Raw genomic sequence first — 13711 nt, 5'->3', positions numbered from 1 at the left:
ATGAATTTAAACGATATTAAAGACTTGATGGCTCAATTTGACCAATCAAGTTTGAGAGAATTTTCTTATAAGAATGGGACGGATGAGTTGGAGTTTAGTAAGAATGAAGCGAGACTTGTATCTGAAGTTGTACCTCAAGTTGCTCCAGCACCAGTTCTAGCAACACCTAGTCCAGTAGTTCCTACATCTGCTCCAGCAGAGACTGTAGTGGAAGAGACTTCGACGCCAGCTGAAACAAGTGTAGCTGCTGAGGGAGATGTTGTAGAGAGCCCACTTGTTGGGGTGGCTTACTTGGCTGCTGGTCCAGATAAACCTGCCTTTGTAACAGTTGGTGATAGTGTTAAAAAAGGTCAAACATTGGTAATTATCGAAGCAATGAAAGTCATGAATGAAATCCCAGCTCCTAAGGATGGTGTGGTAACGGAAATTCTTGTTTCTAACGAAGAAATGGTTGAGTTTGGTAAAGGATTGGTACGTATCAAATGATCGATATTCAAGGAATCAAAGAAGCTCTGCCCCACCGTTATCCTATGCTCCTAGTAGACCGTGTCTTGGAAGTGAGTGAGGATACCATTGTTGCCATCAAAAATGTGACCATCAATGAGCCCTTCTTTAATGGCCATTTTCCTCAATATCCAGTCATGCCAGGTGTTCTAATCATGGAAGCCTTGGCGCAAACAGCTGGTGTCTTGGAGTTGTCAAAACCTGAAAATAAAGGAAAACTGGTCTTTTACGCTGGTATGGACAAGGTTAAATTCAAGAAGCAAGTTGTACCAGGCGATCAATTGGTTATGACAGCGACTTTTGTAAAACGCCGTGGCACTATTGCCGTGGTTGAAGCTAAGGCTGAAGTGGATGGCAAGCTTGCAGCCAGTGGTACTCTTACCTTTGCAATTGGGAGCTAAGGAGGTTCTCCATGTTTCGAAAAATTTTAATTGCCAATCGCGGTGAAATTGCGGTTCGTATTATCCGTGCGGCGCGTGAACTGGGGATTGCGACGGTGGCGGTTTATTCAACTGCTGATAAGGAAGCCCTTCATACGCTTTTGGCAGATGAAGCAGTTTGTATCGGTCCTGGCAAGGCAACAGAGTCTTATCTCAATATTAATGCGGTTCTATCAGCTGCAGTCTTGACTGAGGCAGAGGCCATTCACCCAGGTTTTGGATTTCTCAGTGAAAATTCCAAATTTGCGACCATGTGTGAAGAGGTGGGAATCAAGTTTATCGGTCCATCTGGTCATGTCATGGATATGATGGGGGATAAAATCAATGCACGTGCTCAGATGATCAAAGCAGGTGTACCTGTCATTCCAGGTTCAGATGGAGAAGTGCATAACTCTGAGGAAGCTTTGATTGTTGCTGAAAAAATTGGCTACCCTGTTATGCTCAAGGCTTCAGCAGGTGGAGGTGGTAAAGGGATTCGTAAGGTTGAAAAACCAGAAGATCTCGTTTCCGCCTTTGAAACTGCTTCTAGCGAAGCCAAGGCCAACTATGGCAATGGTGCCATGTACATAGAACGGGTTATCTATCCAGCTCGCCATATTGAGGTTCAAATCCTAGGAGATGAGCATGGACATGTGATTCACTTGGGAGAACGGGATTGTTCTCTTCAACGGAATAATCAAAAGGTTTTGGAAGAAAGTCCTTCAATTGCAATCGGAAAAACACTGCGCCATGAAATCGGTGCTGCTGCTGTTCGAGCGGCAGAGTCTGTTGGCTATGAGAATGCAGGGACCATTGAGTTTCTTCTTGATGAAGCTAGCGGTAAATTCTATTTTATGGAGATGAATACTCGTGTACAAGTAGAACATCCAGTAACAGAGTTTGTTTCAGGTGTGGATATCGTTAAGGAACAGATTCGCATTGCGGCAGGTCAACCTCTGTCTGTGAAGCAAGAAGATATTGTCCTACGTGGCCATGCCATCGAGTGTCGTATCAATGCAGAAAACCCAGCCTTCAACTTTGCTCCAAGTCCCGGTAAGATTACCAATTTATATCTTCCAAGTGGGGGAGTTGGCTTGCGCGTGGATTCAGCGGTTTATCCAGGTTATACTATTCCGCCTTATTATGATAGTATGATTGCCAAAGTCATCGTTCATGGAGAGAATCGTTTTGATGCCTTGATGAAAATGCAACGAGCCCTCTATGAACTAGAGATAGAGGGGGTGCAGACCAATGCAGATTTCCAGCTTGACCTCATTTCAGATCGCAATGTCATTGCTGGAGATTATGATACTTCTTTCTTGATGGAAACCTTCTTACCTAAATATCAAGAAAAAGAATAAAATGACTTTAAGAGTTTAAACCGAAAAGGGGAATCAATGGCTCTATTTAGTAAAAAAGATAAGTATATTCGAATCAATCCTAATCGTTCGGTTAGGGAAAAACCTCAAGCCAAGCCAGAGGTTCCAGATGAATTATTTTCTAAGTGTCCAGGTTGTAAGCATACCATCTATCAGAAGGATCTGGGAAGTGAGCGTATCTGTCCACAATGTAGCTATACTTTTCGTATTTCTGCCCAAGAACGCTTGGCTTTGACAATTGATATGGGAACCTTCAAGGAATTGTTTACAGGGATTGAAAGCAAGGATCCCTTGCATTTCCCTGGTTATCAAAAGAAACTAGCAACTATGCGTGAAAAAACAGGTCTGGATGAAGCCGTTGTGACAGGAACTGCTCTTATTAAAGGTCAGACTGTGGCTCTTGGGATTATGGATTCCAACTTTATCATGGCTTCTATGGGTACAGTTGTAGGGGAAAAAATTACTCGCTTGTTTGAGTATGCTACTATTGAACAGTTGCCAGTTGTTCTCTTCACAGCCTCTGGTGGAGCCCGTATGCAGGAAGGAATCATGAGTCTCATGCAAATGGCCAAGATTTCTGCAGCGGTTAAACGCCATTCAAATGCAGGGCTCTTTTACCTGACCATTTTGACAGATCCAACGACAGGTGGTGTAACAGCTTCTTTCGCTATGGAAGGCGATATCATTCTAGCAGAACCACAGAGTTTAGTCGGTTTTGCTGGGCGTCGTGTGATTGAAAATACGGTTCGTGAAAGCTTGCCTGAGGGGTTCCAAAAGGCAGAATTCCTATTGGAACATGGCTTTGTGGATGCTATTGTCAAAAGAAGAGACTTGCCAGATACCATTGCTAGCCTAGTCAGATTGCACAGAGGGGGTCCTAGATGAATATTGCAAAAATAGTCAGAGAAGCGCGTGAGCAGAGTCGCTTGACAACCTTGGACTTTGCGACAGGCATTTTTGATGAATTTATCCAATTACACGGTGACCGTTCTTTTCGTGACGATGGTGCAGTTGTTGGTGGTATCGGCTGGCTTGGAGACCAAGCTGTAACAGTGGTTGGTATCCAAAAAGGCAAAAGTTTACAAGATAACCTTAAACGGAATTTTGGGCAACCGCATCCAGAAGGTTACCGCAAGGCCCTACGGTTGATGAAACAGGCTGAAAAGTTTGGTCGTCCAGTTGTGACCTTTATCAATACAGCAGGTGCCTATCCTGGTGTCGGAGCGGAAGAACGTGGTCAAGGAGAAGCCATTGCTCGCAATCTCATGGAAATGAGTGACCTGAAAGTTCCGATTATTGCTATCATTATCGGTGAAGGTGGTTCAGGCGGGGCTCTGGCATTAGCAGTCGCAGACCGTGTCTGGATGCTGGAAAATTCTATCTATGCCATTCTCAGTCCAGAAGGTTTTGCTTCTATTCTATGGAAGGACGGTAGTCGTGCTATGGAAGCAGCAGAACTGATGAAAATCACCTCACATGAACTATTAGAAATGGGCGTGGTGGATAAGGTGATTTCTGAAGCAGGACTTTCTAGTAAAGAACTGATTAAGAATGTTAAAAAAGAACTCCAAGATGAGCTAGCTAGACTTTCGCAAAAACCGATAGAAGCGTTGTTGGAAGAACGCTATCAACGATTTAGAAAATACTAATACTCTTCGAAAATCAAATTCAAACCACGTCAGCTTCGCCTTGCCGTACTCAAGTACTGCCTACGGCTAACTTCCTAGTTTGCTCTTTGATTTTCATTGAGTATAATTCTTTAGAATACGCAAAAACTAGAACTGGCAGTCAGTTCTAGTTTTTATGTGGTTATTACTCTGTATCAAGGACGAAGTAAAAGGTGCTTGGAAGACCAAACACCTTTTCGATTATTCATTTTCTTCAGTTACAAATTGACTAAGCAGTCCGTTGATAAAGCGGGCTGATTTTTGATCTGAAAAATTCTTAGCGAGTTCAATAGCTTCATTGACTGCTACCAGCTGAGGTGTATCAAATGAAGTGATTTCAAAGATACCCAAGCGTAGTAAGTTTTTTTCGACCAAGGTTAAGCGTTCAACTGTCCAGCCTGACTTGAGGTGCTGGTTGATTTGTTTATTCAACTCGTCTTTTTGAGTTTGAACACCAGAAACCAAGTTCAGAAGAAAGGCAGGGATTTGCACATCTTCATCTTCACGGTCATGCGTGTAGGCAAAGTGACAAGCTGTTTCCACATCTGTTCCGAATTCAAGGCTCATAAGAGCTTGAAAAGCGCATTTACGAAGTTCGCGTCTAGATTCTAATAATGGACTAGTCATTGAGGAAGTCCTCGTTAAATAGATCTTTCAACTCAGGTTTCGGTGTTTTATCTGGAACGATTCCTGCAACATGGATGTTAACAGCAGAAAGTTCCACATCAGCCATATCACGAACAGCATCTTTGACTGCTTTTTGAATAGCAAGAGCAACTTTTGGTACTTTCACACCGTACTCAAGATAGAGATAGATGTCAGCAGTTAGTTCTTCGTTGCTTTCTTTTAAGTAGACGCCGCGACCAAGAGAGAGTTTTGATAGGGTATCAGATACGGATTTATTTGAAAATGAGTGGACCCCATCAACTTTAGCAGTTGCGATGGCAATGATTTTTTCAAGTACACGTGGAGCAATAACGATTTCGCCAAATTGTTCTTCAATTCCCATAGAATGACCTCTTTCTAGAGATTAGGCACGAGAAACGTAAGTTCCTTCTGCAGTGTTGATGATCAATTTTTGTCCAGCTTCGATGAAGTCTGGAACGTTGACAACAAGTCCAGTTTCCATAGTTGCTGGTTTACCAGAACCTGTAACAGTAGCCCCTTTGATAGATGGTTGTGTTTCAGCAACTGTCAATTCAACAGTAGTTGGCACAGTTACACCGATTACTTCAGTTCCGTAGAATTGGATTTTTACATCAGAGTTTTCAAGGATGTAAAGCAATTCATTTTCAACGTTTACGACTGGGATTTCGTATTGGTCGTAAGTTTCAGTGTTCATGAAGTAGGCAGTTTCATCCATTTTGTACAAGTATTGAGCTGGAACAGTTTCGATAATAGCTTGTTCGAATTTTTCTTCTGGACGGTAGCTTGTGTCAAATGTAGAACCAGTACGGACATCACGCAATTTCATACGCATGATCGTGTTCCCTTTACCTGGTTTGTGGTGGCTAGCTTCCAAAACACGGATCAATTTTCCGTCTGCAGTTTCAAATGTCATACCAGCTTTCAATTTGCTTGCTTCAATCATGTTTTTACCTCTTTAATAAATATTATTACTCTTCATTTTACCATAAAAGGAATGAAAAAGAAAGTTGAAGGTGGGATAATGGAGATATTTATATAAATTTATACTTGTACAAAAAATGTTTTAGAATGGTATGTTTTTTAAATGAAATTTATAAACAAATATCTTAAAAATTACTTTGAAATATGATATAATACAGTGAAAGTATATTTGTACCTAAGTGTGCATATATATATATATAAGGTGGTAAATCATGTTTAAATTATCTAGACAACAAAAAGATCATCGGTATTTTTGTGGAAACCGATACGAAAAATATTCGATTAAAAAATTAAAAGTTGGTGCTGCGAGTGTTTTAATCGGGGCAGGATTTTTGTTTGGTTACAATGTAGATACGGTAGAAGCTGACTCTGTTACTGAAACAGTAGTCAAGAAGGAAGCTGATACGGAACTAAATCAAGCTCAAGAAAATACTCAAGCAGGAACTGTCTCTGAGCCAAAAGCAGAGTTAGCTGAGCAACCAAAAACAAATGGAGAAAAGTCAGCTGAGCCAGCAACACATGTAAAAGAAAATGAAAAAGCTACAGAACAAGCTTCAACAGGTTCAGAGAATACTAACACAGTAGAAGCAACTGATACAAAACCATCTGTCGATTTATCTCTCTTGCAAGTAAAACTAGCAGATTTGGAAGCGCAAATAGAGCGTGTCAGAGGAAATAAAAAACAAGTCTCTCAAATTCAGGCTGCCGAAAAACTAGTTGCGGAAGCTAAGCAATATTTAAACGCTTTGGGTGCTACACAGTCAGTAGCTGATAAAAAGGCCAAAGAAATTAGCTCATTAACTTCTATCTTAAAATCAATTAAAGCTGAAGAGATATCTAAAGAAAATAAAAATCAAGATAGCCGTAATGGAAAAAAGATGGAAGAAGGAACTGGTTTCCGTACTGGAGTGACAGCCCAAGCTTTAACAGGGTCAATTCATTTTGATAATTCAAATGGACCAACAGAAAAACAAATTCCTGTTGCAAATAATGGTGACGGTGAACGTGTAATAAATATGGCGATTAGTTATTCTGCGTCTTCAACTGAAACGGTTACCGATGGGAAAGTGCGTGTAACTATTCCAAAGGCATTTCTGCACTCTACCAAAAAACCGGAGTTTAAAAATTCATCATTTGTAAAAAGTGTTGATGATTTATCAACTACAACGAATTATGTTTATGATTTAAATTTAAATCCCATGAACGGAGGAACTGTTGCAGAAAGTTTATTAAAATTATATGTGGGTACCTCTATAAAAAATGCTCCATCGAGAGGTGATGTATTAACAGTTAATACAGATTTTATATCAGGAGGAGAGACTCTATCAACGAAGTCAGCTAGAGCTTCTTTTGACTATTTGTCGGAAATTTTATATAGAGAAAAAGAGTGGCGAACTAAAACTGTAAAATATATGGTCGATCAGTTTGGTGCTCCATTACCGGAATTTAAAATGGGGTCAGTTTCGAATGGAACTTTCAAGCCAATTGAAGGAAATACATTTAAATTACCATTTATTATGAGTGATCAGAGTTTTTTCAATAACGAAGAAACGAATCAAAATGGTAATGGACGTTTAACAAGTTATGATTATACGATTAGTGGAATTCCAGATTTCTTAGAATTAGACCCAACAAATATTAAAAATAATAAGTTTTGGACATTAGAAAATGGAGTTTTAACTTTACATCCAGATGAAAATAAAGGTATCGATCAAAGTTTACTTTATGGTGGACCAATTTTAAGAGTAAAAGAAGGAGCTTTTAATACTCCGGAAGCTATTGAAAGAGTAATTGAGTCAAATTCTACTAAAGGATTCAATGCTAATATCGTTTATAAAGCAGTTGGGCATAGACCTGATGGTTCAACATTTACTCAGACATTAGATAATCCTGATGGATTTAGATTATATCTCGGTGATGGTATTCCTGCTATTAAAGAGATGGATACAAGAATTTTTCCTGAAACCAATCAACGATTATATTCACATGTAAGTAATGAGGACAAATTTAACGCTAGATTTTCTATTCCAAATGATAAATTAAAAGGTGATGGAGCATTTTTACCAAGTCAGTATATAAACTATTTTATTCCAAAAGATCAAGAAGGGAATTATTTCACAAAATTCCAGTTAAATAGAGTATTTACAAATGAAATAAAAGCTGATGGTTCAAGAGGATTTAGAGGTTATTACAGAGAAAAGTTAGAAGGAAATTTAAAAGAGAATTTTAAATTATATGGAGTAACTAAAGATAACCAAGCTGAATTGTTGAAAGAATATACTTCAATTGATGAATTATATAATACTATTGAAATTAATCCTGAAAAGAAATATGATCATTTAATTCTAAAACATCCGGGTATAGTAGATGAATTTCAAAGATATAATTCAACTTCTAAAACAATAACTGGATTAGAAGCAAGACTTGGTGTAACTGTTGGTACATGGAAGGAAAAAGCCCAAGATAGTACAATTCAACGTTATAGAGATGAAATAGCTCAAGGTTCTACATCAGAGAATACAATAGAGAGTGCTATAGCGATGGAACGTCCTGCTACAGGAAGTGGAGAGGTTGCAGAACACATTAAAACTCCAACAAAATTAACATTAAATATGAATCAAATAGGGAGTCAAACTTTAACTAAAGATGATTTAACAAGAGGTCAAACAATTCCTATTGCAGTAACGTATTCAGCAGAGGATTATTTTGGGTTAATAGAATCAGATAATGATGGAAGTAAGACTTACGATATAAATAAATTAGATCCCAATATTACTAAAACAAGTGTAATGTTATTAGCAGATCCAAAGTTACCATTGAAAGACTTTAGATTAGCAGCAGATAATCGTTTATTATCAAAATACACATTATATTTTGGTGGAGCGAATGGTGATGCTGCAAAAGAACCGTATGATAAATTAAAAGAATCTTATGATACTGTAAATCCAACTAATATTATCGAAAATTATAAAGGAACAGGTAAGCGAGCTTATATCTTTGATTCAAAAGATTTAAATCTTACTGGTTATGATTTAAATAGATGGATAAAAGGTGGATTATATAGTCCTACAGCTTTGACTTTCGAAGTTGAAAATAATGGACAAGTTGAAGCTGGAACTTATGGGATTGAATCTTATTTAGTATGGAATAGTGAATCGGAGATATTGATAGGTAATGACAATTCAATTAATGCTAATTTTGTTGAAAATCATGCGCCAGGTTTATCTATTTCAAAAGCAACTATTAATGTTACTATTAATAATATTGCTGAATATTCAGCTTCTTTAACAATTGCTAAACCTGGGACTACAGGTGTGCGAGGAATTATTGATGTTAAGAATGGACAAGAAGTTATCTTATCGCCACAAATTGAAAACTTAACAGACCTTCCTCAAAAAGTAAAAGAAGCTGTAGTATTAATACCTAAGAAAGAAGCTCTGACATATTTAGAAGCTCCAATAGTTGATAATTCTGATGAGTATGATGTAGTTTATACAACTACAACTGAAGATGATAAAACACAAGGTACATTTGTAAGTGCAGCACAAATCACCAATTGGAAAGATGTTACTGCCGTTAAATATGTATTTAAAGATAATTATACTGTAACAAAAGAGCATGGATTTAAACATAATTTTAATCTGCGTGTTGACCAGAATAATCCAAACTATGTGAAAAGTACTTCTCAAATTTTTCTTAAAAATGGTCAAGATGTTTGGTTAGAATCGAATGTTGTTGGTTTGAGAACGGAAGATACTCGCGGAAAACTAGAAGTGTACTATAAAACTGTAGATGGCGAGCTCTTGAAAGAGTTCCCAAAAACTAGAGATTTTGAAGGACAGCCTTATACTACAACTAAAGAATCAATGCTTAAAGGTTTTGTAAATAGATGGTATGCTACGAACGACTATATTTTTATTGAAGTTCAACCAGATTCCGATCCAGTATCAGGAACTTACGAAAGACAGGTAACTAAGAAAGTTACTTATCTATATGATAAGGCTAAAGTAAATGTAGAAACTAAAGAAATTACAAGAACTATTAATTATATTGAAAAAAATAATGAAGGTAATATCATTTCTAATCCAGTAATTCAAAAAGTAACAGTCTCAAGAAAAGTGTATACTGGAGAAAAAACAGGACGTGTTGTAGAAGATGATTGGGAAATTCCTGCAAATGCTAAATGGGAGTCTGTAACTTCTCCAACACCTTCAGAATGGGAAAAACCAGAAGTAAAAGTTAATGATCAATATATTGCTAAAGAAGCAATTGATGAAGTGGTAATTACTCCTGAAGTTCTTAATAACGGTAATGTAGTAGAAAATGTATATTATGAAAAAATTATACCAGTTGGTGGAGATGTAGTTGCAAAATATGTTATCGAAGGTACAACAACTGAATTAAAAACAGCAACAGATGTCGCTAAGGGATTAAAAGTCGGGAAAAACTATACTTCAACAGCGCCAGCAGCAGGTGAAGAGTTAACAGCTACTGATGGTAAAGTTTATGTATATAAAGGACATAAAGATACATCAGCCGCAGAAACAGGTACAGTTACAGCAGATAAACAAGAAGTCGTTTATGAGTACGCACCAAAATTAGGTGGAAACGTCGAAGTTAAATATGTCATTGCAGGAACAGAAGAAAACTTAAAAGATCCAGTAGCATTAGTAACAAATAAACAAGTAGGAAGTGACTACACTGCGACGAAAGATGCAACTATTACAAAAGAAGATGGAAGAGTTTATAAACTTGTTGTAGCAAATAATGGACTAAAAACAGGTTCAGCTGGAGAAACAGGTAAAGTAACTACAGAAAAACAAACAGTTACTTATGAGTACGAACTCCAAAAAGGTGATGTAACAGTAAACTATACAGATACTGAAGGAAATGCGATTGAAGGTAAGACAAGTGTCAAAGCTGAAACTCAAAGTCCAACAGGTAAAGAGTACAACACAAACACACCAGACTTAAAACCAGAAACAATCACAACTGAAAGTGGCAAAGTGTACAAATTAGTACCAGCCCAAACAGTAGGAAAAGAAACAGGTAAAGTAACGGTTGAACCAACAGAAGTAACGTATAAATACGAACTCCAAAAAGGTGATGTAACAGTAAACTATACAGATACTGAAGGAAATGCGATTGAAGGTAAGACAAGTGTCAAAGCTGAAACTCAAAGTCCAACAGGTAAAGAGTACAACACAAACACACCAGACTTAAAACCAGAAACAATCACAACTGAAAGTGGCAAAGTGTACAAATTAGTACCAGCCCAAACAGTAGGAAAAGAAACAGGTAAAGTAACGGTTGAACCAACAGAAGTAACGTATAAATACGAACTCCAAAAAGGTGATGTAACAGTAAACTATACAGATACTGAAGGAAATGCGATTGAAGGTAAGACAAGTGTCAAAGCTGAAACTCAAAGTCCAACAGGTAAAGAGTACAACACAAATACACCTGAGTTAAAACCAGAAACAATCACAACTACTAAAGGTGATGTTTATGAATTCGTGAAAAAATCTGAAACATCAGCTCCTGAAATTGGAAAAGTCAATAAGGGAGTTACAACAGTTGAGTATATTTACCGTAAAGTCGTAACAACTTATGTGAATGAAGAAGGAAAAGAAATCAACCCTTCAGACAAAGGAACGAAAGATAAAAAAGACATTCCAGAGTACATTTACAAAGAAACTAAGAAAGATAAAGATGGAAATACAACGCATGTATATCGTCAAGTCGTAACAAGTTATGTGAATGAAGAAGGAAAAGAAATCAACCCTTCAGACAAAGGAACGAAGGATAAGAAAGATATTCCAGGGTACATTTACAAAGAAACTAAGAAAGATAAAGATGGAAATACAACGCATGTATATCGTCAAGTTATAACAAGTTATGTAGATGAAAAAGGAAAAGAAATCAGCCCTTCAGACAAAGGAACGAAGGATAAGAAAGATATTCCAGAATACATTTACAAAGAAACTAAGAAAGATAAAGATGGAAATACAACGCATGTATATCGTCAAGTTATAACAAGTTATGTAGATGAAAAAGGAAAAGAAATCAATCCTTCAGACAAAGGAACGAAAGATAAGAAAGACATTCCAGAGTACATTTACAAAGAAACTAAGAAAGATAAAGATGGAAATACAACGCATGTATATCGTCAAGTTATAACAAGTTATGTAGATGAAAAAGGAAAAGAAATCAACCCTTCAGACAAGGGAACGAAGGATAAGAAAGACATTCCAGAGTACATTTACAAAGAAACTAAGAAAGATAAAAATGGAAATACAACGCATGTATATCGTCAAGTTATAACAAGTTATGTAGATGAAAAAGGAAAAGAAATCAACCCTTCAGACAAAGGAACGAAGGATAAGAAAGATATTCCAGAATACATTTACAAAGAAACTAAGAAAGATAAAGATGGAAATACAACGCATGTATATCGTCAAGTTATAACAAGTTATGTAGATGAAAAAGGAAAAGAAATCAACCCTTCAGACAAAGGAACGAAGGATAAGAAAGATATTCCAGAATACATTTACAAAGAAACTAAGAAAGATGAAAAAGGAAATACAACGCACGTATACCGTCAAGTCGTAACAAGTTATGTGAATGAAGAAGGAAAAGAAATCAACCCTTCAGACAAAGGAACGAAAGATAAGAAAGACATTCCAGAGTACATTTACAAAGAAACTAAGAAAGATAAAGATGGAAATACAACGCATGTATATCGTCAAGTTATAACAAGTTATGTAGATGAAAAAGGAAAAGAAATCAACCCTTCAGACAAGGGAACGAAGGATAAGAAAGACATTCCAGAGTACATTTACAAAGAAACGAAAAAAGATAAAGATGGAAATACAATCCATGTATATACTAAGAAATCTTCTTCAACACCAAATTCACCAACACCTTCAACTCCAAGCAATGAAGAAAGTAAATCAACAGTTTGGAAAGATACTGAAGGTAATGTTCTAAAACCTCAAGAAGATGGTACAAAAGATAAGGGAACATTTACTGGCTATGAATATGTCAAGACTATTTTAGTTGGAAATGTAACAACTCATATCTTTAAGAAAGTGATTACTCCAAGTCATGATGAAATCCCTTCTCATTCAGATGTAACAGCAACATCAGATAAATCAACTCAAATAGCGACTTCAAATGAATCAACATTTGTAGATGGTAAACGGGAACTTCCGAATACAGGTACTCAATCATCAACTTCATCTCTCCTTCTTGGAGCTCTAGCAGCAATAACTGGCTTAGGATTAGTTTCAAGACGTCGTAAAGATGATAAAGAGTAAGAAATGGTATAAAGCGCAATAAGTAGCTTATCTATCATTCTGAAGTTTATGATAATCAAGAAAAGCCTTTCCTCTATTCTTAGGGGAAGGGCTTTTTGAAATAGGATGTGTAGGTAAGGCAAACCCCAATAACGAGGTATATTGAAAAATCTCCAGACTAGAGAACTCATTGATAGTTCCTAATCTGGAGATTATTTTTTTACTCTTCTTTCAACTTCGCTAATTCCTGGGAAAGGAGTTTAAGGGCGACTTGCGGGTTGGCTTGGTCTCTTGTTTAGCAAGTTTGTTAAAGAGTTCTTGATTGGTATTGAGGCTATTGAAAAGGTAGATCTCTTAATTAACCTTTAAAAATCATCTAAGATATACTTGTCGTTATTTACTAGCAGTTAGCTTCTTTATGGAATGTTGCTCAATGAGCCACCCTACAATCCACCCCGTCGCTAGCAAGTAATTTTCGAAAGCACCGATAGCATTTACAGGAGAATGATACTCCATAAAATTGACTAAGTGATTTGTTCCTATTCCAATCCCACCGAAGATGAGAGCGAGAAGCACGATTCGTAGATAGAACCAATCGTACTTAATATTGACACCGAGAATAAGAATCAATACAGCTAGGTTCCATATTCCAATTTCTCGTTGCCAACCAGCAGAGATTCCGTACCCAGAGTGACTTCCCATGTATGATGGAAAGAAAATTTGTAGTATAGAAGCGCCTAGCATAGCGATGATGACTAAAACAAATAGCAATCGTAAAAATTTGTTCATTTCTTCTTTCTAAAATATAAAAAGTC

General features: G+C 37.0%; 10 protein-coding genes and 1 pseudogene. 6 read left to right on the top strand and 5 right to left on the bottom strand.

The window, feature by feature from the left end; genetic code table 11:
* From accB to SK629_RS08530, 5 genes are read left to right on the top strand one after another with little or no spacing between them, the layout of a single operon-like run.
* Entirely contained in the window at positions 1–486 is a 486-nt protein-coding gene (gene accB, locus SK629_RS08550) for an acetyl-CoA carboxylase biotin carboxyl carrier protein (RefSeq protein ID WP_042901455.1), read from the top strand.
* Positions 483–905 (top strand): 3-hydroxyacyl-ACP dehydratase FabZ, encoded by a 423-nt coding sequence (fabZ, locus tag SK629_RS08545; protein WP_042901453.1) that lies wholly within the window; start codon positions 483–485, stop codon positions 903–905. Before accB ends, fabZ begins: the two co-directional genes overlap by 4 nt.
* A gap of 11 nt (positions 906–916) precedes the next feature.
* Positions 917–2284: an acetyl-CoA carboxylase biotin carboxylase subunit gene (gene accC, locus SK629_RS08540; protein ID WP_020901591.1), complete on the top strand. Its 1368-nt coding sequence runs from the start codon at positions 917–919 to the stop codon at positions 2282–2284.
* A 36-nt stretch (positions 2285–2320) separates the two neighbouring features.
* Positions 2321–3187 carry an acetyl-CoA carboxylase, carboxyltransferase subunit beta gene (gene accD, locus SK629_RS08535; RefSeq protein ID WP_042901452.1) on the top strand — a complete coding sequence of 289 codons (867 nt, stop codon included), beginning with the start codon at positions 2321–2323 and terminating at the stop codon, positions 3185–3187.
* On the top strand, positions 3184–3951 hold the full coding sequence (locus SK629_RS08530; RefSeq protein WP_042901451.1) for an acetyl-CoA carboxylase carboxyl transferase subunit alpha: 768 nt from the start codon (positions 3184–3186) through the stop codon (positions 3949–3951). The genes accD and SK629_RS08530 overlap by 4 nt, the downstream gene beginning before the upstream one ends.
* 219 nt (positions 3952–4170) lie before the next feature.
* Here SK629_RS08530 and nusB read toward each other — a convergent pair whose 3' ends face one another.
* The 3 genes from nusB to efp are packed head-to-tail and all read right to left on the bottom strand — an operon-like array spanning position 4171 to position 5560.
* Positions 4171–4596 (bottom strand): transcription antitermination factor NusB, encoded by a 426-nt coding sequence (gene nusB, locus SK629_RS08525; RefSeq protein ID WP_042901450.1) that lies wholly within the window; start codon positions 4594–4596, stop codon positions 4171–4173.
* Positions 4589–4978 (bottom strand): Asp23/Gls24 family envelope stress response protein, encoded by a 390-nt coding sequence (locus SK629_RS08520; protein WP_020902992.1) that lies wholly within the window; start codon positions 4976–4978, stop codon positions 4589–4591. Before SK629_RS08520 ends, nusB begins: the two co-directional genes overlap by 8 nt.
* A gap of 21 nt (positions 4979–4999) precedes the next feature.
* Positions 5000–5560 carry an elongation factor P gene (gene efp, locus SK629_RS08515; RefSeq protein WP_000568643.1) on the bottom strand — a complete coding sequence of 187 codons (561 nt, stop codon included), beginning with the start codon at positions 5558–5560 and terminating at the stop codon, positions 5000–5002.
* A gap of 250 nt (positions 5561–5810) precedes the next feature.
* Between efp and SK629_RS08510 the strand changes: the two genes are divergently transcribed.
* Positions 5811–12917, top strand: a complete 7107-nt coding sequence (locus SK629_RS08510; RefSeq protein ID WP_042901449.1) for a YSIRK signal domain/LPXTG anchor domain surface protein — start codon at positions 5811–5813, stop codon at positions 12915–12917.
* 199 nt (positions 12918–13116) lie between these two features.
* Here the strand turns inward: SK629_RS08510 and SK629_RS13015 are convergent.
* A pseudogene (locus SK629_RS13015) lies at positions 13117–13191 on the bottom strand (glutamyl-tRNA amidotransferase); the annotation flags it as partial.
* A 98-nt stretch (positions 13192–13289) separates the two neighbouring features.
* Positions 13290–13685: a hypothetical protein gene (locus tag SK629_RS08505; RefSeq protein ID WP_042901448.1), complete on the bottom strand. Its 396-nt coding sequence runs from the start codon at positions 13683–13685 to the stop codon at positions 13290–13292.
* Positions 13686–13711 lie beyond the last annotated feature (26 nt).

The sequence above is a fragment of the Streptococcus mitis genome (genome assembly GCF_000722695.1).
Lineage (GTDB): Bacteria > Bacillota > Bacilli > Lactobacillales > Streptococcaceae > Streptococcus > Streptococcus mitis_O.
The sequence above is the reverse complement of the archived record's forward strand: the minus strand, read 5'-3'. Positions and strand labels throughout refer to the sequence as shown.